17 protein-coding genes and 1 pseudogene are annotated in these 21,533 nt (G+C 35.3%); 15 read left to right on the top strand and 3 right to left on the bottom strand.

What is annotated here, in order from left to right; all coding sequences use genetic code 11:
- Positions 1–36: 36 nt before the first annotated feature.
- Positions 37–450, top strand: a complete 414-nt coding sequence (locus C3L23_RS05460; RefSeq protein WP_127680630.1) for a rhodanese-like domain-containing protein — start codon at positions 37–39, stop codon at positions 448–450.
- 102 nt (positions 451–552) lie between these two features.
- On the opposite strand, the gene C3L23_RS05455 is transcribed toward C3L23_RS05460, so the two are convergent.
- Positions 553–1,755 carry an argininosuccinate synthase gene (locus tag C3L23_RS05455; protein WP_127680628.1) on the bottom strand — a complete coding sequence of 401 codons (1,203 nt, stop codon included), beginning with the start codon at positions 1,753–1,755 and terminating at the stop codon, positions 553–555.
- A 108-nt stretch (positions 1,756–1,863) separates the two neighbouring features.
- Between C3L23_RS05455 and C3L23_RS05450 the strand changes: the two genes are divergently transcribed.
- The gene (locus C3L23_RS05450) at positions 1,864–2,109 is read left to right on the top strand and encodes an RNA-binding S4 domain-containing protein (protein ID WP_127680626.1); all 246 of its coding nucleotides are present in this window, start codon (positions 1,864–1,866) and stop codon (positions 2,107–2,109) included.
- On the opposite strand, the gene radC is transcribed toward C3L23_RS05450, so the two are convergent.
- Positions 2,110–2,772: a DNA repair protein RadC gene (gene radC, locus C3L23_RS05445; RefSeq protein ID WP_127680624.1), complete on the bottom strand. Its 663-nt coding sequence runs from the start codon at positions 2,770–2,772 to the stop codon at positions 2,110–2,112.
- An 80-nt stretch (positions 2,773–2,852) separates the two neighbouring features.
- Here radC and C3L23_RS05440 point away from each other — a divergent pair, with 80 nt between their 5' ends.
- Genes C3L23_RS05440 through C3L23_RS05410 form a run of 7 tightly spaced genes read left to right on the top strand, consistent with a single transcriptional unit; the run spans position 2,853 to position 12,388 of the window.
- A complete protein-coding gene (locus C3L23_RS05440; protein ID WP_127680622.1) occupies positions 2,853–4,400 on the top strand; it encodes a type I restriction-modification system subunit M in 1,548 nt (515 codons plus the stop codon).
- Entirely contained in the window at positions 4,393–5,550 is a 1,158-nt protein-coding gene (locus C3L23_RS05435; RefSeq protein WP_127680620.1) for a restriction endonuclease subunit S, read from the top strand. Before C3L23_RS05440 ends, C3L23_RS05435 begins: the two co-directional genes overlap by 8 nt.
- A gap of 12 nt (positions 5,551–5,562) precedes the next feature.
- Complete coding sequence (locus C3L23_RS05430; protein ID WP_127680618.1) at positions 5,563–6,684, top strand: AAA family ATPase; 1,122 nt, start codon at positions 5,563–5,565, stop codon at positions 6,682–6,684.
- Positions 6,685–6,686: 2 nt separating this feature from the next.
- Complete coding sequence (locus tag C3L23_RS05425) at positions 6,687–9,779, top strand: type I restriction endonuclease subunit R (protein WP_127680616.1); 3,093 nt, start codon at positions 6,687–6,689, stop codon at positions 9,777–9,779.
- Between the two features lie 51 nt (positions 9,780–9,830).
- Complete coding sequence (locus C3L23_RS05420) at positions 9,831–11,555, top strand: proline--tRNA ligase (RefSeq protein WP_127680614.1); 1,725 nt, start codon at positions 9,831–9,833, stop codon at positions 11,553–11,555.
- Positions 11,556–11,572: 17 nt separating this feature from the next.
- Positions 11,573–11,959, top strand: coding sequence for a GNAT family N-acetyltransferase (locus C3L23_RS05415; protein WP_210402402.1), 387 nt, complete (start codon positions 11,573–11,575; stop codon positions 11,957–11,959).
- Between the two features lie 3 nt (positions 11,960–11,962).
- On the top strand, positions 11,963–12,388 hold the full coding sequence (locus tag C3L23_RS05410) for an FxsA family protein (RefSeq protein ID WP_127680612.1): 426 nt from the start codon (positions 11,963–11,965) through the stop codon (positions 12,386–12,388).
- A gap of 302 nt (positions 12,389–12,690) precedes the next feature.
- Here C3L23_RS05410 and C3L23_RS05405 read toward each other — a convergent pair.
- Positions 12,691–14,130, bottom strand: a pseudogene (locus C3L23_RS05405) (methyl-accepting chemotaxis protein); the annotation flags it as partial.
- Between the two features lie 413 nt (positions 14,131–14,543).
- On the opposite strand from C3L23_RS05405, the gene C3L23_RS05400 reads away from it, so the two are divergent.
- Genes C3L23_RS05400 through C3L23_RS05375 form a run of 6 tightly spaced genes read left to right on the top strand, consistent with a single transcriptional unit; the run spans position 14,544 to position 21,487 of the window.
- Positions 14,544–18,029 (top strand): complex I subunit 5 family protein, encoded by a 3,486-nt coding sequence (locus C3L23_RS05400; RefSeq protein ID WP_168175713.1) that lies wholly within the window; start codon positions 14,544–14,546, stop codon positions 18,027–18,029.
- The gene (locus C3L23_RS05395; RefSeq protein ID WP_127680606.1) at positions 18,019–18,978 is read left to right on the top strand and encodes a respiratory chain complex I subunit 1 family protein; all 960 of its coding nucleotides are present in this window, start codon (positions 18,019–18,021) and stop codon (positions 18,976–18,978) included. The genes C3L23_RS05400 and C3L23_RS05395 overlap by 11 nt, the downstream gene beginning before the upstream one ends.
- Complete coding sequence (locus tag C3L23_RS05390; RefSeq protein ID WP_127680604.1) at positions 18,975–19,403, top strand: NADH-quinone oxidoreductase subunit B family protein; 429 nt, start codon at positions 18,975–18,977, stop codon at positions 19,401–19,403. Before C3L23_RS05395 ends, C3L23_RS05390 begins: the two co-directional genes overlap by 4 nt.
- Complete coding sequence (locus C3L23_RS05385) at positions 19,400–19,903, top strand: 4Fe-4S binding protein (protein WP_127680602.1); 504 nt, start codon at positions 19,400–19,402, stop codon at positions 19,901–19,903. The genes C3L23_RS05390 and C3L23_RS05385 overlap by 4 nt, the downstream gene beginning before the upstream one ends.
- Positions 19,900–20,418, top strand: coding sequence for an NADH-quinone oxidoreductase subunit C (locus tag C3L23_RS05380; protein WP_127680600.1), 519 nt, complete (start codon positions 19,900–19,902; stop codon positions 20,416–20,418). Before C3L23_RS05385 ends, C3L23_RS05380 begins: the two co-directional genes overlap by 4 nt.
- Positions 20,408–21,487, top strand: a complete 1,080-nt coding sequence (locus tag C3L23_RS05375) for a nickel-dependent hydrogenase large subunit (protein WP_127680598.1) — start codon at positions 20,408–20,410, stop codon at positions 21,485–21,487. The genes C3L23_RS05380 and C3L23_RS05375 overlap by 11 nt, the downstream gene beginning before the upstream one ends.
- The last annotated feature ends 46 nt before the right edge of the window (positions 21,488–21,533 follow it).

Here is a 21,533-nt window from a genome sequence, read left to right as displayed (position 1 = left end):
CCGTTTAGAGTTATAATATAAAAAAAGGAGGCTGAAATGGCAAAACTTACACAGTTTGAAAATGAAGTGGTCGGAAGATTTAAAGAGGCGTTAAATTTTAATAAAGAAAAAGAAGCACTTGCAAATATTGATTTGCATAAAACAAGAGAATTATTAAAAGAAGTAGGAGCCGTTTTACTTGATGTTACGCTTCCGCATTTAGTGGATCCTCAAAATGCCGAAGAAGCCGGAATAGTCAATGCGTATTATACTCCTTACCCGGAATTTGCGGATTATATAGATATATTGCCTGATGATAAAACACAGCCGATTATTGTAGCTTGCAGAAAAGCTTTTTTTGCCAGCAGAATAAAAGGTCTTTTAGATATACTGGGATATGAAAACGTTTATGTAATGACCGATGACATTAAATATCTTATAGAAGCACATTTAGCTCATACGGAAGGATAAACTTTCCTTCCGATATTAAAAGAAATTAATAAATTTATGTTTTTTGTTTATATAGTGACAGACACTTATTTGGTTGAAATAAAGGAAAAGGAGTAAAGAGACTTATTTTTTACCTCTTACGTACCCTTCGATAATGAATCTTAAAGCGTTTAGTTTAATAAACCCTTCAGCGTCTTTTTGATTATATACGCTATCTTCTTCAAATGTGGCGAATTCAGGACTGAAAAGTGATTTTGGTGATTTTCTTCCCACAACCGTTACGTTTCCTTTGTAAAGTTTGAGTCTTACAGTCCCTTCACAGTTTTCCTGAGTCTGGTCGATCAGTTTTTGAAGAGCTTCCCTTTCAGGTGAAAACCAGAATCCGTTGTAAATAAGTTCTGCGTATTTAGGCATGATTTCGTCTTTAAGGTGTGCTTCGCCTTTATCAAGTGTAATGCTTTCAATTGCTCTGTGTGCTTTTAGAAGGATAGTTCCTCCCGGAGTTTCATAACAACCTCTGCTTTTCATTCCTACAAATCTGTTTTCAACTATATCAAGTCTTCCGATACCGTGTTTTTTACCGTATTCGTTCAGTGTTTCAAGTATCTGTGCAGGAGTCATTCTCGCACCGTTAATTGCAACCGCGTCGCCTTTTTCAAAATCGATTTCGATATATTCAGGCTTGTTAGGAGCTTTTTCAGGTGATACCGTCCATCTCCACATATCTTCTTCAGGTTCCGCCCACGGATCTTCCAAAATTCCGCCTTCATATGAAATATGAAGAAGGTTCGCATCCATTGAATAAGGAGATTTTTTACCGTGTCTGTTAATCGGAATACCGTGTTTTTCCGCATATGCAAGAAGTTTTTCCCTTGAATTTAGATCCCATTCTCTCCAAGGCGCGATTACTTTGATATCAGGCTTTAATGCATAATATCCAAGCTCGAATCTTACCTGGTCGTTTCCTTTTCCTGTCGCACCGTGCGCTACGGCTTCAGCTCCTACCTGTTTAGCGATTTCGATCTGTCTTTTTGAAATAAGAGGTCTTGCGATTGAAGTTCCAAGCAGATATTCACCTTCATAAATCGCATTTGCCCTAAACATTGGAAATACGTAATCTCTAACAAATTCTTCTCTTAAATCTTCGATAAAAATATTTTCAGGTTTTACACCGAGTTTTATTGCTTTTTCCCTAGCTTCTTCTACTTCCTCACCTTGTCCGATGTCAGCCGTAAATGTTACAACTTCCGCATCGTAAGTGTCCTGAAGCCATTTAAGAATGATACTTGTATCAAGTCCTCCACTGTATGCCAATACTACCTTCATTGAATTCCTTTAATTTTTTTCAAATTATACTAAAAATTAATTCTCCATTATCAATTCTCAATTCTCAATTTATAAAATATTGTATAATTTGACAAAAAAAGGGACGTTTTGAGAATAGACAAGTTTTTAAATGCGGTAAATATCGTTAAAAGACGCTCAATTGCCGATGAAATGTGCAAAGAAGGAGTTGTTTTTATAAACGGTAAAAAAGCAAAGAGCGCAAAAGATGTAAAAGTGGGAGATACGATAGAAATCCACTACTTAAGCGGAATAAAAAAATATGAAGTTTTAAAACTGCCCGAAACCAAAACGGTTCCTAAAAGTAAAAAGAGCGAATACGTAAAGGAGATTTGATTATATAAGCATACCTTCTTGAGAAAAACTGTAAAACCCTTCTTTTGTTATTATTAAATGATCCAGAAGTTCAATTCCTATAAGTTTACCGACTTCTTGAAGTCTTTTTGTTATTTCAATGTCTGCGTTACTGGGAGTCAGCTCTCCGCTTGGGTGATTGTGGGCTATGATTATGGAATTTGCCCTGTCAGCTATGGCGTCTGCAAAAACTTCTCTTGGATGAATGATGCTTTGATTTAGTGTTCCTATGAAGATTATTCTTTTATCTATTACATTCATAGCCCCGTCAAGTGTAATAGACAGAAAATACTCCTGTTTTTTGTCGGCATATTCTTTTAATAATTCATAAGCGTCATTTGCGTCGTTTATTTTTTTATTGCTTTTTGTATGATATCTTCTGCCAAGTTCCACAGCGGCTAAAATTATTGCTGTTTTTGCGCTGCCGAGTCCTTTTATTGAAGAGAGTTTTTCAAAGGTTAAATTCGGGAAAGTTTTATTAATGATATCTTCTATCTCTTTTGAGAGTTTTCTTACGTCTTTTCCTTTTATACCGGAGCCTATTAATATTGCTATAAGTTCGTCGTTTTGTAGTGCTCCGACCCCTTTTTGTGTGAGCTTTTCCCTTGGTTTATCTTTATGATAAAGTTCATTCAGTTTTTTCATACTAAGCCTTTGCATTTTTAATATTTTAGCTTAATTTTACGGTAGGTTTGATATAATTTATTAAAAATTTGGGAGAATAGATGAGTGAACAGGATCAAAGGGCAAAACTTCACAATCAAATATGGAAAATAGCAAATGATGTCAGAGGTTCGGTTGACGGCTGGGATTTTAAGCAGTATGTTTTGGGGACTCTTTTTTACAGGTTTATAAGTGAAAATTTTGCGAAATATATGGCGGGAGATGAGGATATAGATTATGCTTCACTTCCTGATGATGTTATAACTCCCGAGATAAAAGACGATGCGATTAAATCAAAAGGTTATTTTATTTATCCGAGCCAGCTTTTTTGCAATGTAGTTAAAAATGCTCCGAATAACCCGAATTTAAATACCGATCTTGCAAAAATATTTGCAGATATTGAAAATTCTGCAAATGGATATCCGAGCGAAGATGATATAAAAGGGCTTTTTGCAGATTTTGACACCACAAGCAACCGTCTCGGTAAAACGGTGGCGGAGAAAAACAGACGACTCACAGCCGTTCTTCAGGGAGTGGCGGGACTTGATTTCGGAGATTTTGAAGATAGCAAAATAGATCTTTTCGGCGATGCTTATGAATTTTTAATTTCAAAATATGCGGCAAATGCCGGAAAAAGCGGAGGGGAGTTTTTTACTCCTCAGAGTGTTTCAAAGCTAATATCAAGACTGGCTCTATATAATCAAAAAGAAGTCAATAAAATCTACGACCCGGCCTGCGGTTCGGGATCTTTGCTTTTACAGGCAAAAAAGCAGTTTGACGAGCACATAATCCAGGAAGGTTTTTTCGGACAGGAGATTAACCACACGACTTATAACCTTGCAAGAATGAATATGTTTTTGCATAATATAAATTACGATAAATTTTCGATATATCACGGGGATACTTTAACAAACCCGGCTTTTTTGGACGAAAAGCCTTTTGATGCGATTGTTTCGAATCCCCCGTACTCTATCAAATGGGTAGGAAGCGATGATCCGACACTGATAAACGACGAAAGATTCGCGCCCGCAGGCGTACTACCTCCAAAATCAAAAGCCGATTTTGCTTTTATACTTCATTCTCTAAACTACCTCTCACCAAGAGGAAGGGCTGCAATTGTTACGTTTCCGGGTATATTTTACAGAGGCGGAGCAGAGAAAAAAATCAGAAAATACCTTGTGGAAAATAATTATATAGAAACCATAATTGCACTCCCTCCGAATCTATTTTACGGTACAACAATAGCCGTAAATATTTTGATTCTTTCTAAAAACAAAACGGACACGAAAATACAGTTTATTGACGCATCTTCAAAAGATTTTTATACCCAGCAGACAAACAACAACGTTTTAGAACCTCATCATATAGATAAAATCATTGAAATTTTTGCCAAAAAAGAAGATATCAGGCATATCTGCAAAATGGCGGATACCGATGAAATTGAATCAAATGATTACAACCTATCAGTCAGTGCGTATGTGGAGCCGAGAGACACAAGAAAAAAAATAGATATCAAAAAGGTAAATGAAGAGATAAAACGGACCGTTTCAAAAATAGACAGATTAAGAAAAGAAATCGATGCAGTTATAGAGGAAATCGAAAATGCATAAATACATTGAAAAGTTATTGAACGGTAGAAAAGTTGAGTGGAAAAAAATATGGGAAGTGACAATTTGGGATAAAAAGTTCAATAATGTTGAAAAATTTAAACAACCAAAGACAATTAAATATAAATATCTTCTTGCTAATGACCTAAAAAAATTAATAGTAAAAAATGGAAATGTTAAATTACTTACAACGAGTAAAACAGATTATTGGACTACAGAAGAGTTAGCAGGAGATTATATTCATGAAGGTGAAATTGTTGCTATTCCGTGGGGTGGAAACCCAATTATTCAATATTACAAAGGAAAATTTGTTACTGGCGATAATCGTATTGCGACATCAAATGATACAAATTATTTAAATAACAAATACTTATATTATTATTTATGGAGCAAAATAAATTTAATAAGTTCATTTTACAGAGGTTCAGGTATAAAACATCCTAATATGGCATCTATCCTTGATATGGATATTCCTATTCCCCCTATCGATGTTCAGCGTGAAATTGTCAGCGTGCTTGACAATTTCACAGAGCTTACAGCAGAGCTTACAGCAGAGCTGTCTTTGAGAAAAAAACAGTATGAATATTACCGTGAAAAACTTTTAACATTCGGGGATGAAGTTGAGTGGAAGGAGTTGGGGAAAATAGCCATTATTGGAACAGGTAGTCGTAATACTAACGAAGCTACAGAAGATGGGAAATATCCATTTTTTGTACGTTCTCAGACACCAAGAAAAATAGATCATTATGAGTTTGATGAAACTGCAATTATAACGGCTGGTGATGGTGTTGGAGTTGGGAAAGTTTTTCATTTTATTAATGGTAAATATGCTTTACATCAAAGAGCTTATCGTATTGTAGTAAAAGATGAAAATATTTTATTATCAAAGTTTTTATTTTACTTTTTTGTTAATAATTTTTATGATTATATTATAAAAACTTCCGTTCATGCTTCTGTTACGTCTTTACGTAAGCCTATGTTTGAAAAGTTTAAAATTCCAATCCCTTCAATCGAAAAACAAAAAGAAATAGTAGAAACACTTGATAAATTCGACACTCTCACCAATTCAATAACCGAAGGTCTTCCAAAAGAGATAGAGCTTAGGCAAAAGCAGTATGAATATTACAGGAATGTTCTTTTAGACTTTTTGTAAAAGGGATGAAAAATGGGGAATACATTAAATAAAATTGCACAAGAATTAAAAAATAGTAGCAAAAAGGTTCAGTTGATTTTTGCATTTAATGGTACAGGAAAGACAAGACTTTCAATGGAGTTTAAGAAATTATTATCAGATGATGAACAATCAAAAAGTAAAATGATTTATTATAATGCATATACTGAAGATTTATTTTCTTGGGATAATGATTTGGAAAATAACTTAGAACCTAAATTAAATATACAGACAAACGGCTTTACGGACTGGATATTAAAAGATCAGGGTAAAGAAAGAGAAATAATTAATAAATTCCAAAAATATACGAGTGAAAAATTAAGCCCTAAATTTAATGAAGATTATTCAAATATAACTTTTTCATATACAAAAGGTAATGATGAATCTATAGAAAATATAAAGATTTCAAAAGGGGAAGAGAGTAACTTAATTTGGTGTGTGTTTTATAGCTTATTTGATGAAATAATTTCAGTTTTAAATATTCCTGAAAAGGAAGAGAGGGAAACAAATGAATTTGATGATTTAGAATACATTTTTATTGATGACCCTGTTTCATCATTGGATGAAAATCATTTGATTGAGCTAGCTGTGGACTTAGCGGAGTTAATAAAGTCGAGCGAATCTGATTTGAAATTTATTATTACTACCCATAATGCGTTATTTTATAATATTTTAGCAAATGAATTTAATAATAGAGGTAGAAATTATAAAGGTAAAAAAAAGGAGTTCCAAAAATATAGGTTAGAAAAAAATGAAGATGGGTTATATGAATTAAAAAAACAAAATAATGATTCTCCTTTTTCATATCATCTTTATATTTTAAAAGAATTAAAAAAAGCAATTGAAGCTGATAAAATAAAAAAATATCATTTTAATTTGCTTAGACAAATTTTAGAAAAACTATCAACTTTTTTAGGATATGGAAGTTGGAAAAGACTTTTAGAACCTATCGAAGGCGATACCGATGCGTACTATAATAGAATTATTAATCTTTATAGTCATTCAAAGCATTCTATGGATGAAGTTGCTGAATTAAGAGATGGAGATAAAAGAGTACTTAAACGTTTGCTTGAAGATATAATAGAAATTTATAAGTTTAAAGTGGAGGGAGAATAACAATGAGTTACGAAACAAACCCGATAGCCGAAACGAAAAACTTTATTGTTTTGGACAAATACGAAAAAATACCGCAGGTAAACGATATGTATCAGAGTGAATATGATCTTGAAATGTCTTTTATTAAGGATTTAGCAAATCAGGGGTATGTGTTTAGAAAAGATATAAAAAATCACGATGATTTGCTAAAAAACGCAAGGGAAAAGATAGAAAAATTAAATTCGGTAAAATTCACTGATGAAGAGTGGCAGAGGTTTTTGGAAGAGTATCTTGACAAGCCGGGTGAGGGGAGAATAGAGAAGACAAGAAAAGTGCATGAAGATTACGTTTATGATTTTGTATTTGACGACGGACATATTCAAAACATTTACCTACTTGATAAAAAAAACATATTAAGAAACTCCCTTGAAGTTATAAGGCAGTTTGAAGAAGCAAAAAACAGATATGACGTAACGATTTTGATTAACGGTCTTCCGATGGTGCATGTGGAGCTGAAAAAAAGAGGAGTGGCTTTAAAAGAAGCCTTTAATCAGATTCACAGGTACTCAAAAGAGAGCTTTAATAAAGAGCATTCGCTATTTAAATATATTCAGATTTTCGTAATTTCAAACGGAACGGATACGAGATATTTTGCGAATACCACCAAAAGAGATAAAAACAGCTTTGATTTTACGATGAACTGGGCAAGGGCGGATAATAAGCCAATAAAAGATTTAAAAGATTTTACCGCTACTTTTTTTGAAAAAAACACACTTTTAAGCGTGCTTATAAAATATAGCGTCTTTGATGTGACAAATACCCTTCTTATTATGAGACCTTATCAGATAGCGGCGACTGAAAGGATTATCTGGAAAATAAAAAGTGCATATAATTCTAAAAAATGGAGCAGCCTTGAAGGCGGCGGATATATATGGCATACCACGGGAAGCGGTAAAACACTTACAAGTTTTAAAACCGCAAGGCTTGCAACCGAGCTTGATTTCGTAAAAAAAGTCTTTTTTGTTGTTGACAGGAAAGATCTTGATTATCAGACTATGAAAGAGTATCAAAGATTTTCTCCTCACAGCGTAAACGGCAGCGACAGCACTGCCGGACTTAAAAGAAACATAGAAAAAAACGATAATAAAATAATCGTTACCACGATTCAAAAACTAAATAATCTCCTAAAAACTGAAAAAGACCTTGATATTTACAACGAACATGTGGTTTTTATATTTGACGAAGCACATAGAAGTCAGTTCGGCGAAGCTCAGAAAAATCTCAAAAAAAGATTTAAAAAATATTATCAGTTCGGATTTACCGGTACTCCTATTTTTCCCGAAAACGCTATAGGCTCTCAAACGACCGCTTCAGTATTCGGAACGGAGCTTCACTCATATGTAATTACTGACGCTATAAGAGATGAAAAAGTGCTTAAATTCAAAGTGGATTATAACGATGTAAGACCTGAATTTAAACATTTCGAAAAAGAGATTGATATTGAAAAACTCTCCGCCTATGAAACAAAACAGGCTTTTTTGCATCCTAAAAGAATTGAAGAGATTACAAAATATATTCTTGAAAATTTTGCAAGAAAAACACACAGGCTTACTATAAATTCAAAAGGCTTTAATGCGATGTTTGCCGTTAGCAGTGTTGATGCGGCAAAGCTTTATTATGAAACTTTTGGGAGGCTTCAAAAGGACGCCCCGCATAAATTAAAAATCGCCACTATTTTTTCTTATGCCCAAAATGAAGAGCAAAACGCGCTTGGGGAGATAGAAGAAGAAAATTTTGAACCGAATGCTCTTAACTCTACAGCAAAAGAGTTTTTGGAAAAGGCTATTAGAGATTATAATGAAATGTTTAAGACAAGTTTTTCACTCGATTCAAAAGGTTTTCAAAATTACTACAGAGATGTTTCAAAAAGAGTTAAAAATGGTGAAGTCGATTTACTGATAGTGGTGGGAATGTTTCTTACGGGCTTTGACGCCCCGCGATTAAATACGCTTTTTGTGGATAAGAACTTAAGATACCACGGACTGATTCAGGCATACTCAAGAACGAACAGAATATATGACGCCACAAAAAGTTTTGGAAACATCGTAACATTCAGAGACCTTGAAAAAGCTACAATAGAAGCTATAAAACTTTTTGGGCAGAGCAATACGAAAAACATAATTCTTGAAAAAAACTTTAAAGAATATATGGAAGGATTTAAAGATATTTTAAGCGGTGAGGCAAAAAGAGGTTACAAAGAAGTGGTAAATGAGCTTAAAGAGAAATTTCCAAACCCGGATGAAATTGAAAAAGAGAGTGAAAAAAAAGAGTTTGTTAAACTTTTCGGCGAATATTTAAAACTTGAAAATATTTTACAAAACTTCGATGAATTTACACTTGTATCAGAAATAAAAAATATTACGGATGAAAAAGAACTTGAAAAAATTAAAGAAAGCAACTTCTTAGATGATGAAACGTTTGAAGAATTAAAAGAAATTGCGAAAATTATGCCACCCGTGAGACTTGTACAGGACTACAAATCCGTATATAACGATATAAGGGAATGGGTTAGAAGAGAAAGACAAAGTGAAAATGAAGAAAAATCACAAATAAACTGGGAAGATGTCGTATTTGAAGTTGAACTTCTTAAATCACAGGAGATTAATCTTGATTATATACTTGAACTGATACTTGAAAAAAACCGCTCAAGCGACTCAAAAGAGATTTTGATTAATGAAATAAGAAGTATAATTCGTTCAAGCCTTGAAAACAGAGCGAAAGAATCTTTGATTGTAGAATTTATAAACAGCAGAAATATAGACGAATTTAAAGATAAAACAACAATAATTAAAGAATTTTATGAGTTTGCAAGAAAAAAACTAAAAGAAGAAGCCAAAGAACTTATTGAGAGTGAAAAGCTAAAAGAGGAAAATGCAAAAAGATACATTCAAATCTCTTTAAAAAGAGGATATGCCAGTGATATGGGGACTGAGTTGAATGAAATTCTTCCTAAAATGAGTCCTCTTAATCCTGATTATCTTGGAAAAAAACAGAGAGTTTTTGAAAAAATTTCCGCATTTGTTGAAAAATACAAGGGAATAGGGATTGAAGTATAATATATGTTTGTTTAATTCGGTAAAATTTTACAAATGATTTAAGGAGATTTAATGAGATGGAGTAGATTTTTTGCCTATACACAAAAAGAAGCACCGAAAGACGCCGTGGTTGCAAGCCACAAGTACCTGGTAAGAGGCGGGTATATCAAGCAGGTGGCCGCGGGAATATATGATTTTGCGCCTCTTGGAAAAATGGTGCTTGATAATATCAGGGATATCATAAAAAGAGAGATGGACGCTTCAGGTGCACAGGAAGTAATGCTTACATTCGTGACACCTAACGAACTTTGGGAAGAGACCGGAAGGGCTAAAAAATACGGAAAAGAATTACTAAGAATTAAAGACAGAAAAGACCAAAGTTTTGTATTAGCTCCTACAAACGAGGAGAGTGTGGTTGATCTCGTTAGAGGAACTGTTAAAAGTTATAAACAACTGCCTGTTAACCTTTATCAGATAAATCTTAAATTCAGGGATGAGGCAAGACCGAGATTCGGACTTCTCAGGGGACGTGAATTTATAATGAAAGACGCATATTCGTTTCATGCTACTGAGGAAGACCTTGACAGGGAATTTAATTTAATGGAAGAGACGTATAAAAATATTTTCACTAAACTGGGACTTGACTTTAGAGCCGTATGGGCAGACAGCGGAGCAATAGGCGGAAGCGGATCTAAAGAATTTATGGTACTTGCGGAAACGGGTGAAGATGACATCGTAGTATGCAGCGAGTGTGACTATGCGGCAAACATAGAAGTGGCTACAAGAAAACATGAAAAAAGAGAAAACCCTGTAAAAACGGAAGTAATTGAAGAGGTACATACTCCTGATATGAAATCTATTGAAGATGTGTGTAATTTTATAGGTGTTGATTCGTATTTCAGTATAAAAGCGGTTGTTAAAAAAGCTATATATGATGACGGGAAAAGCGAAATAGTTGTGTTTTTCGTAAGAGGAACCGATACGCTTGAAGAAACCAAAGCTACAAATGCTGTAGGTGCGCTTGAACTTGTGGACGCAAGCGAGGAAGAACTTGAAGCTGTAGGGCTTGTACCAGGGTTTATCGGACCGTTCGGGCTTCCAAGCAGTGTAAAATATATAATCGACGATGATTTAAGAATGGCCGAAGAGCTTGTATGCGGTGCGAATAAAAAAGACTATCACATCAAAGGTGCGGGTCTTTTAGATGCGAATCTGCTTGGAAACCTCACTGTATACAGGGATATAGCCGCTGTAAAAGAAGGGGATAAATGTCCAAAATGCGGAGCTCCTTTGAAAATAACAAAAGGAATTGAAGTAGGGCATATTTTTAAACTCGGAACCGTTTACAGTGAGCCTATGAACGCAACGTTTTTGGATGAAAACGGTAAAGCCAAGCCGTTTATTATGGGATGTTACGGAATAGGCGTCAGCAGACTGATTTCCGCCGCAATAGAGCAAAACCATGACGACAAAGGGATTATCTGGCCTAAACAGATTGCTCCTTTTGTGGTTGATATAATAGTAGGGGATGTTAAAAAGGACGAGCAGTTAATTTTTGCTGAAGATTTGTATGATAAACTGACAAGTGCTGGAGTTAAAACGATACTTGACGACAGAGCAGAGAGATTCGGGCCTAAAATTGCGGATTTTGAGCTTGTGGGATTCCCTGTATGTGTTATTGTCGGAAAAAAACTTAAAGACGGTAAAGTGGAAGTAAGAAATAGACGCACGGGCGAGAAGTTCGAGGTTGAAAAAGAGATGGCGCTTGAGAAAGTGATGGAGATAATTAATAATTGAGAATGGAGAATTGAGAATTGAAAATCATCTTTGATGTGTATGATTATATTGATGATTTGATGGCTCTTTACAAAAACGAGTGGTGGAGTGATAAAAGAAGCAAGGATGACGTTATAAAAATGCTTCAAAACACCACTTTTGTTTTCGGTATAGTTAAAGATGATAAGCTAATAGCATTTTGCCGGGTTTTAAGTGATTTAGTTTATAAAGCATTGATTTTTGACGTCATTGTCGATAAAAATTATAGAGGAGAGGGTGTAAGTAAAATTTTATTAAATGAGGTTTTTAATCATCCGAAATTAAGAAATGTTGCAGGGTTTGAGCTTTATTGTTTAGAGGAGATGAAAGATTATTATGAAAAATTAGGTTTTAAAAAGCTTGATTTGATATTAATGAAGAGGTGATCTATGGGACTAATATATTTTTTGGTGTATCTTTTTTTGGAGATACTTTTTTCTTATGAATTTGCAAAAGTTTTTACGCCTTTCGGGCTTTTTTTGGAAGTTCTTGTAACTGCGGTTGCCGGTATTACTATCATCAGAACCCTTAATTTTTCTATGTATGAGAGTATGCAGCGTGTTATGCGCAGGGAAATCAGCGAAGAAGAATTTATTTCAATAGGGCTTTTTAAGCTTATCGGTGCGATTTTACTTTTTATTCCTGGTGTTTTCAGTGATATGGTCGGGCTGCTTTTAATGTTTGAACCGTTTGCTAAATGGTTTGCAAAAAAATTCTTAAAAAGCAACACCGTTTATCACGGAACTCATTATTACAATGACGATTCTGACATTATAGATGTGGAAATAATAGAAGAAATCCCGAAAAAGGATTAAGATTTAAAGTTATTTACTTCTTTTAAAAGATTTTTAGTAATTAGATCAAGTCTGTTAACGATCTGATTTAATTCTGCAACTGCTTCTTCGCTTGTTAAGGCCTCTTTATTCAGATTGTCAATAATTTTGACCATTTCTTTTATAGACGCATAGATTTTTTCTGTTTCTTCTTTTGCTTTTTCCGATATGCTGATTGTCGTGTTAAGTTTTTCCATACCGTTATTTGATTTTTCTATCAAGCTGCTGGCTATATTTGAAAGCTTTTCGGAGTCTTGAGCGTTGTTCTGTATTTCATTTTGTGTTTCCATAATCCCCTGTACAATAATGCCTATAGCACTGTCTATTTCGCTGAGACTCTTTTGGGTTCTCTCAGCCAATTTTCTTACTTCATCCGCTACTACGGCAAAACCTCTTCCGTGTTCTCCGGCTCTAGCAGCTTCTATTGCGGCGTTTAGAGCGAGAAGATTTGTCTGATCCGCTATTTCTTTAATTATTGTAATGATTTCTTTTATCTGGTTTGACTGATCGGCAAGCATTGTTACTTTATTGGAAATTTCAAGCTCCTGGCTGGAATTGTTTTGAATGCTTGAGACTATTTCCTGCAGAGATTGAGCAAGGTCTTCAAGTACTTTTTGGGTGTTTTTGATGTCTTCCGATGTTTTTAAAACACTCTGTCTTGTTGTTTCTATATCTTCTTCGATATTGCCGGTGAAAGATTTTGCGTCGTTTAGAAGCTTGGTCTGCTGTTCAATGGAATTTTTAACTTTTTTCGTAACGCTGTCTGTCTGTTTTGTAATAGATACTGTCTGTGAAATCAGATCTTTTAACGAATTAATAATATTTTGAAGTTTTTCTAAAAATTTATTTATATTTGAAGACACGGTTCCTATTTCATCGTTCGAATCTATTTTTATTCTTTTTGTAAGATCACCTTCGCCCTGTGCGAGATCTTCAACTCTTTCGTTTAATTCTTTAATAGGTTTCGCAACGCTTTTTGAAATTATAATCATTAAAATAACTACAATCAATATGTCGATTATAAGCATTGCCACAAGCTGGTAAATTAAACTTTTTTCGCTGGTTTTTATTGCGCCCTGTATTAAATTTAAGGGTTTACCGAGAATTGCGTATGCTACTGTGTTTCCGCTGAAATCATTGATCGGAATGGAAACGCAGTAATATTTGTCTGTTTTTATGATTTTTTGAAGCGTTTTGTTTTTAAGGTCGTTGTAAAACGACTCGTCATAAGCGCTTTTTTTCAAAGCCATTACATAATTGTTCATAATTTCAGGAGCGCTTTTTAAAAATTTGGCTATGTTTAGATATTTTTTATTAAATATAATTAAAGTGTATATATGCTGTTTTTTTAAATCTTTGGCAATTGAATTTAAGCCCTGCATAAATTCAACGCTTCCAATATATCTGTTATCGTCAAAAACCGGTGAAAGGCCTCTTAACACCAGTCCGGCTCTTCCTAATTCAATGGCAACCAGAGGTTTTTTATGTTCTTTTACCCAGACGATTGTTTTTCTGAATCCGCTTAAGTCGTCTCCGTATTTATTCGGTTTCCATACCCTCAAAAAAGAATGCAGATCGGATGTGTGTATATGTATTTTTATATTTTTGAATTTTGTATATTTTTTATATTCTTCTGTTAATTTTTTAAGTGCTTTTAAAGCTATTTTCCTGTCGCCTGTTTTTAAAGCTTCTATTACGGCGGTATTCTGAGCTATTGAGATTGCGTTTGTGATTCCGACATCTTTTTTTGCTTCCATTTTAAGCTTAAAAAGACTTATTAAATCTTCTTTTGTGTTATGGAAAATTTCTTTTTTAATATTCTGCGTGGAGTTATAACTGATTATTATCATAATGACGATACCGATTATAATAGCAGCTATTAGAGGGTAGTGGATTTTTTTGGATATAGAGAGGTTTTTAAAAGACATGTTAAGCCTTTGGTTTTTACTTATAATTTTATTATAGCACGTTTTTTGCTTCATTGACTGCAGTCAATGGATAAAAAAACTTTTTTTGTCTTTTTATGTGTAAAAAATAAACACTCATTCATTAAATTTAATTATATCTGCACATTCTCTTAATTTTCATTTAAATTCGTTTTAAAATATGAATGATTAATCATTTTAAAGGAGTGAGAGTGGAAAGTATTGTGTTTTTATTTCTCCTTGTGATTCTCGCACTCAAAATATTTGCTTTAACAAACAAAGAAAATGTTAAAAAGTCGTTTGTTGTTGCAAGTATTGCTGAGCTGTTTTATCTGGGAGTCGCAATTATTTCAAACAGCGCATTAAGCGCTGCGGTACTGCATATTGAATATCAGACGGTGTTCAGAATTTTGGCGTTTTTGATGCTGTTTGAATTTTTTGCTTTTGCAAAAAGCGAAAAATTAAGCGATCTTGCCGGTGTAGGATTCGGCTGGAGCGGTGTAGTGTTCGGTTTTGCAATATTCGGCAGTTTGGGAGTGTCTTTAATTACTTCTAAACAGTTAATTCTAAATGCTTTTTCAAGTGCGGGGATGTTTGAGCTTGGGTATATGATTGTTGTAATCAATATCGTTCAGGCAGTTTATTTAATGTCCCTTTTTGAAACTATTGTATTTAAAAAAGGTGAAAAAACTGCAAAAATCACAAATCTGCTGCCTGTAGGTATTTTTACATTAGCGGGTATTGCGGTGTTTGTACTGCCTCAGGTTTATTTGATCATACCTAAATTATTCGGAAACATTAAACCGTTTACTTTGAGTTTCGGGTTTGATTTCAGCGGAATTAGAGGTATTTTTGCATTAATATTCGCTTTTATTGCATTTATTGTATTTTTATATTCTTTCGATTATATACAAAAACATAAAAAATTCTATTATTCGGCTTTAGCCATACTTTCAATTGCTTTAATAGAAGTTGCTCTTAGCGACAGTTTTGAAAGTTTTTATCTTTTCTGGGAGCTTATGACGATTTCTTCATATCTTTTAATTATGCACAGCAGGGAAGATGCGGCGATTAGTGCTGCAAAAATATATTTTGTAATGTGTATCGGCGGTGCATATCTGTTGCAGCTTGCATTTTCTGATTTTTATGCGAACGGTATGGAGTATTTTACTGACGTTTCCGCCGTTTCTTTAAATATCGGAATACTTATGCTTCTAGGTTTCGGTGTAAAAGCCGGTATTGTGCCTCTTCATAAATGGCTGCCGGCAGCGCATCCGGAAGCTCCAAGCAGTATTTCCGCGCCTCTTTCAGGTATTTTAACAAAAGCGGGTATTTTTGGAATTATTACATTAATATACGTATTTAACTTCAATTCACAGATTTTTTCTTATTTGTTAATAGGTATCGGTCTTGTGACTCTTTTTTACGGTGAAATTAAAACTCTTTTTGAAAAAGACATTAAAAGACTGTTTGCGTATTCCACAATCGGTCAAATCGGTGAAATAGTTACTGTGCTGGGACTGATGAGCTCTCTTGCTCTCAGCGGCGCTCTTTATCATATAATCAACCATGCGGTGGTAAAAGACCTGTTGTTTTTAAGCGCCGGTCTTTTAATTATGAGCGCAGGCAGCAGAAACCTTGACGATTTAAAAGGTATCGGTAAAAAAATGCCTCTTTTGGCGTTTCCTCTCGGTGTAGGCGTTTTTGCAATAAGCGCTTTTCCTCCTTTTGGGAATTTCAACTCTAAATTTTTAATGATAAACGCAAGTATGCAAAGCGACAATTATCTTGTTGCGTTTGGATTGATTATAGGTGCGGTTATCGGGTTTATAGGTATGCTCAGGGTGTTCAGATTTATCTTTTTATTAAACCCTGTCAGAGAATTTAAAAAAGTAGGGGGACTTAAACTCTGGGTTGTCTATTTACTGGCGTTCGTGTCTTTTCTTTTAGGTGTGTTTCCGAAAGAAGTGTTAAGTTTCATCAATTCGGCTATTCATCAGACTCTGGCGTTAAACGTAAACACTCCTGATTTCGTGTTAAATCTGCCTTTAAGCGTAATAATTATGACATTGGGCGCTATTGTGGTGTTTTTCTTCGGTAAAACAAGTAAAAACGCAGGTATATTGGCGGCAAGTTTTTCGTTTATAGCGCTTCTTGAAATTTTCACTCATAAATTCAGTTTCGGTGTGTTTTTTGCCGGGCTAGTACTGTTTATGGCCGTACTTAATTTTACTTATGCAATACAGTATATGGACCACTCTCATAAACCAAACAGATTCTTTGCTAATTTTATGGTTATGATAGTAGGGATTTTAGGAGTGGCGCTGGCTAAAAACATTTATAATATGTTCTTTTTCTGGGAAATTATGGGCGGATGGGCTCTGTATATCGCACTTGTGCATGAAGAAGACGATTATTCGATAAGGGAAGCCAGCAAATATCTCGTATATAATTTTGCCGGTGCGGGAATACTTATGATAGGACTGTCTGTAATATTAAAATATGGAAACAGCTGTCTGGTATTTAAAACAATTCCTTTAACACATGAGGTTATATTTGCCATCAGTCTGCTTACAATCGGATTCCTTGCCAAAGCGGCACAGCTTCCGATAAGAATAGATTATCAAATGCACCCTAAACCGGCACCGACTCCGATAAGCGGATATATTTCTTCCACAATGTTAAAAACAGGTCCTTTTATGCTTGTTAAGATGTTTTATTTCATAATTGCTGGAGCTGTTGCAATAAGACTCGCAAGTATTGGTGTTATCGGGCATATAGCCGCAACTGTGGGTGTTGTTACTATCTTGATGGGAGCGGCTTTCGGACTGCTTACTAACTCTATGAAAAGACTTCTTATTTTCTTAACGGTTGCCGAGATAGGATATATCATAGCCGGTGTGTCTCTTCTGACTAACGACGGTTTGGCGGGAGGACTTTTACATCTTGTAAACCATATGTTCTTTAAAGATCTGCTTTTCTTAAGTGCGGGAGCGATTTTCTATAAAACCGGAATTGACAACCTTGACGAAATCGGCGGGCTTGCAAGAAAAATGCCTATTACGTTTTTGACGTTCCTTGTAGCTGTGTTTTCAACAGCCGGTGTGCCTTTATACAGCGGTTTCGTTTCAAAATGGATGATTTATCACGCTCTTTTACAAAAAGGGTATGTATTCCTGGCCGTCATGACGCTTCTCGGAAGTATTATGATTTTGCTTGTGTTTGTTAAATTCCTGCATTCGGCTTATTTCGGTAAAGTTGAAAAAAGATTTATGAACGTCAGCAGGGTCGATTTGTATATGGCGGTTCCTATGGGAATACTCGCTGTTTTAAATATTCTTTTAGGTATTTTCCCTTCAATAATGCTTAAACCTATAAACATGGTTCTTGAAGGATTCGGATTTAATCCAATTTCATATACTTTGGCTTCTGTAAGTATCGGAGCCGATACGCTAAATATGGCAGACCTGTCAGTTTATCTGATAATAGCCATTATTATAGGCGGATCGTTAATTATGTATTTTGGCAGAAAAGAAAGAAATACGCATATATTCCTCTCCGGAGTCAGAGATTTGAGCGAAAGCGAAATTCATCTGCATTCACAAAACTATTACGAGCCGTTAATAGTGCTTATCTCTTCTATTGTTAGAGTAACCAAAAGAATATTCGGTTTAAAAGGAGGTTACGTTGAACGCTAATTTAATAAACTTTTTTGTCTTTCCGGGAGGGCTTTTTGCGGTGTTTTTAGGTCTTATACTTATCAGTATAGAAAGAATTTTGGTTGCAAGGTTCCAAGGACGCGTAGGTCCGGTTTTTTATCAGAATATAATCGATATTATAAAACTGTTAAATAAAGAAACGCTTATACCTAAAGACGCAAAGGATTTTGTATTTAAATTTGCGCCGCTTTTCGGATTTTCGGGAATGCTTGTTCTTGTTTACTTTTTACCGGTTCCCGGTGTATACGAAGGCGTAAAGGGTGATTACGATTTAATCATACTTATTTACTTTATGGCGCTTCCGGCTATTTCCCATATTCTGGGAGGTGGTGCGTCAAGCTCTCCTTATGCGGCTATCAGTGTAAGTAGGGAGCTGAAACTTATGCTTGTTTACGAGTTTGTATTTATTATTATAGGTCTTACATTGGCAATATATGTCGGACACGGAAGCGGTGAATTTTCTCTTAAAAAAATAATGGATTACCAGATGCAGCACGGCTACTTCCTTTTTGACTGGAAACTTTGGCCTGCGTTTATTGCGTTTTTAATATTTGTTCTGGCTACTTTAGAAGTGCCTCCTTTTGAAGTTGCGCACCATAACCATGCTGATATTATGGAAGGTTATTTAATCGAATACAGCGGAGCTCCTCTTGCTCTTTTTGAAATTACCGATGCGTTAAAAATCGTTGTTTTAAGCATAGTGTTTCAGATATTCTTTTTCCCGAGCGTAATAGGGGGAGATGTCGTTATTAATTTATTATGGTTTGTTGTTAAAACGCTTTTCCTTGTCGGATTTATAGCGTTGGCACATGCCTCTTTGGCATCTTTCAGAGCGGACCAGGAATTTAAATTTTTAATTAAAGTGCCTGTTGTGTTGGCATTTACATCACTTGTTTTAGTAATTCTTTCTGTTAAAGGATTAATATGAGTATTATAACCAGAAGTCCCTTTTTATTCAGAATAAATACAGGGAGCTGTAACGGATGTGACGTGGAACTGGCCACAACGGCTATGATTCCTAGGTATGACGTTGAAAGACTTGGATGCAGATATACAGGAAGCCCTAAACATGCTGATATTTTACTTGTTACCGGTCCAATTACAGCCAGAAGCAAGCCTTATCTGCTTGAAGTTTTGGATGAACTTCCTAATCCTTTTGTTGTAGTGGCTGTGGGAACGTGTCCTACAAGCTGCGGTATATTCAGAGATTCATATGCTATTGAAGGACCGCTTGACAAATATGTAAGAGTAGACGTAAACGTTCCGGGATGTCCGCCCAGACCGCAGGCTATAATTGACGGCGTCGCCAAAGCGCTTGAAATCTGGAAACAAAGAATAAGGGGTCAAAAATGAGCGGATTTTTAAAAATTGCTATAAGAAATCTATTAAAAGGTCCGACAACAGACCCTTATCCGTTTGGGCCTACATTTATACCGGATAAATTAAGAGGTAAATTAAGCGTAGACGCGAAAGCCTGTACCGCCTGCGGGACATGTGAGGAAGTGTGTCCTTCCGGTGCGATACATATAACAAAAAACGATAACGTATACGTACATACGACATGGTACAACACATGCTGTTACTGCGGGAACTGCGAATTTTTCTGTCCTACCGGGGCAATAAAACTGAGCAATGATTTTCATACTGCAAACACGGAAGAGGAGAAATTTAAATTTATTACGGTAGCAACGGTGCCTGAAGTAAAATGTGAAAAATGCGGAGAATATTTTATGGCGCCAAGCTATGAACTGCTTGAAAGGGCATATCCTAAGGTAAACGACAGTATTAAGAGATTTTTAACACTATGTCCTAAGTGCAGACAAAATGAAGCTTTTGAAAGGTTGCATCAATGAAAGAAACATTAAAAAGAAAAGTAAAAGCGGAAATAAAAGAAAGACTCGAACCCGGTAATTATGAATTAAGAGAAGAGGTTGATGAAAAAGGAAACATTCAGCTTTGGCTGAAACTTCATAACAGAAGAGACATACTGCACGTTGCGCAGCTTGTAAAAGATTTCGGAGGAAGATGCGTAATTATCAGTGCATATAAAAAAGACGACCATCACGTGCTTGTATATCATCTAGATATAGACGGAATGCTTTTAAACGTTGAAGTAGAGCTGTTTGATAATAAAGTTGATTCTATTACGCCTATTTTGGATTCCGCAAACTGGACTGAAAGAGAGTTTAAAGAAATGTTCGGAATAGAGCTAATAGGACATCCTAATCCAAAAAGACTGTTCCTTGACGAAAGTATAGCCGAGGGGATTTTAGGCGAATATATGCCGCTTTCTCAGGCGATGAACGGAGCGGCAACCTGCTGTATGTGGGAAAAAATTGAAAGTGAAAGGCATAATGATGAAAACTAAGATTCCTATTGGTCCGTTTCATATCGGTCTTGAAGAGCCTATATATTTTAAAATCGACCTGAAAGGTGAAACGGTTGAAAACGTAGATATGATAAACGGTTTTGTTCACAGGGGTATAGAATACCTTGCAATGCAGAAAAACTTTTTTCAAAATCTTATTTTAACTGAAAGGGTATGCTCTCTTTGTTCGAACAACCATCCTTTTACATATGTTATGGCTGTGGAAAAAATAGCAGGGATTGAAGTAAGCAAAAGAGCAAACTATTTAAGAGTCGTTGCGGACGAAGTAAAAAGAATAGCATCGCATATGTTTAACCTTTCAATGCTGGCACATCTTGTGGGACATCATTCTCTTATGACCCAGACAATGGAAGCCAGGGAAATTATGCAGGATATTAAAGAGTCTATCTGGGGCAACAGAATGGATATGAGCGCCAATACTTTAAGCGGTGTTAAATACGATTTGGATGAAGGACAGATTGAATATATCTTAAGAAGACTTGACGAACTCGAACCGCAGGTTGACGAGCTTATTGATATTTATTTCAACAATAAAATCGTAAGAGCCAGAACGGTCGGTGTAGGTGTTCTTCCTAAAGAAGACGCTTTGAGACTCGGTGTTACAGGCCCTACTGCAAGAGGCAGCGGAGTAAATAACGATGTAAGAGATAAAGCGCCGTATGCGGCATATGACGAACTGAAAGTAAACGTAATGCTTGAAGAAGACGGTGACGTTCATGCAAGAACAAAAGTAAGATGGAGAGAAGTAAAAGAATCAATAAGACTGGTGAGAGTTGCTATAACTAATTTGCCTGAAGGCCCTGTCGTTACTCAAAAGAGACCTCATATTCCTGCAGGCGAAGCGGTTACAAGAAGCGAAGCCCCTAGAGGTGAACTTATTTATTATCTAAAAACCGACGGCTCTCAAAAACCGGAAAGAATGAGATGGAGAGTTCCTACTTATATGAACTGGGAGGCTCTCAGGGTTATGATTCCGGGTAATAAACTGACTGACGTGGCTGTAATATTTAACAGTATAGATCCGTGTATTTCATGTACTGAAAGATAAGGTGAGTTTTGAAGTAGATAAGTGGGTAAGTTGTGAAGCAGAAATA

This window comes from Nautilia sp. PV-1 (assembly GCF_004006315.1).
Taxonomy (GTDB): Bacteria; Campylobacterota; Campylobacteria; order Campylobacterales; family Nautiliaceae; genus Nautilia; species Nautilia profundicola_A.
This window is presented reverse-complemented; position numbering and strand designations above follow the sequence as displayed.

Coding starts and splice junctions, on each gene's coding strand:
- C3L23_RS05460 (WP_127680630.1), top strand. CDS start 37: ATGGCAAAACTTACACAGTTTGAAAATGAAGTGGTCGGAAGATTTAAA.
- C3L23_RS05455 (WP_127680628.1), bottom strand. CDS start 1,755: ATGAAGGTAGTATTGGCATACAGTGGAGGACTTGATACAAGTATCATT.
- radC (WP_127680624.1), bottom strand. CDS start 2,772: ATGAAAAAACTGAATGAACTTTATCATAAAGATAAACCAAGGGAAAAG.
- C3L23_RS05440 (WP_127680622.1), top strand. CDS start 2,853: ATGAGTGAACAGGATCAAAGGGCAAAACTTCACAATCAAATATGGAAA.
- C3L23_RS05435 (WP_127680620.1), top strand. CDS start 4,393: ATGCATAAATACATTGAAAAGTTATTGAACGGTAGAAAAGTTGAGTGG.
- C3L23_RS05430 (WP_127680618.1), top strand. CDS start 5,563: ATGGGGAATACATTAAATAAAATTGCACAAGAATTAAAAAATAGTAGC.
- C3L23_RS05425 (WP_127680616.1), top strand. CDS start 6,687: ATGAGTTACGAAACAAACCCGATAGCCGAAACGAAAAACTTTATTGTT.
- C3L23_RS05420 (WP_127680614.1), top strand. CDS start 9,831: ATGAGATGGAGTAGATTTTTTGCCTATACACAAAAAGAAGCACCGAAA.
- C3L23_RS05410 (WP_127680612.1), top strand. CDS start 11,963: ATGGGACTAATATATTTTTTGGTGTATCTTTTTTTGGAGATACTTTTT.
- C3L23_RS05390 (WP_127680604.1), top strand. CDS start 18,975: ATGAGTATTATAACCAGAAGTCCCTTTTTATTCAGAATAAATACAGGG.
- C3L23_RS05385 (WP_127680602.1), top strand. CDS start 19,400: ATGAGCGGATTTTTAAAAATTGCTATAAGAAATCTATTAAAAGGTCCG.
- C3L23_RS05380 (WP_127680600.1), top strand. CDS start 19,900: ATGAAAGAAACATTAAAAAGAAAAGTAAAAGCGGAAATAAAAGAAAGA.
- C3L23_RS05375 (WP_127680598.1), top strand. CDS start 20,408: ATGAAAACTAAGATTCCTATTGGTCCGTTTCATATCGGTCTTGAAGAG.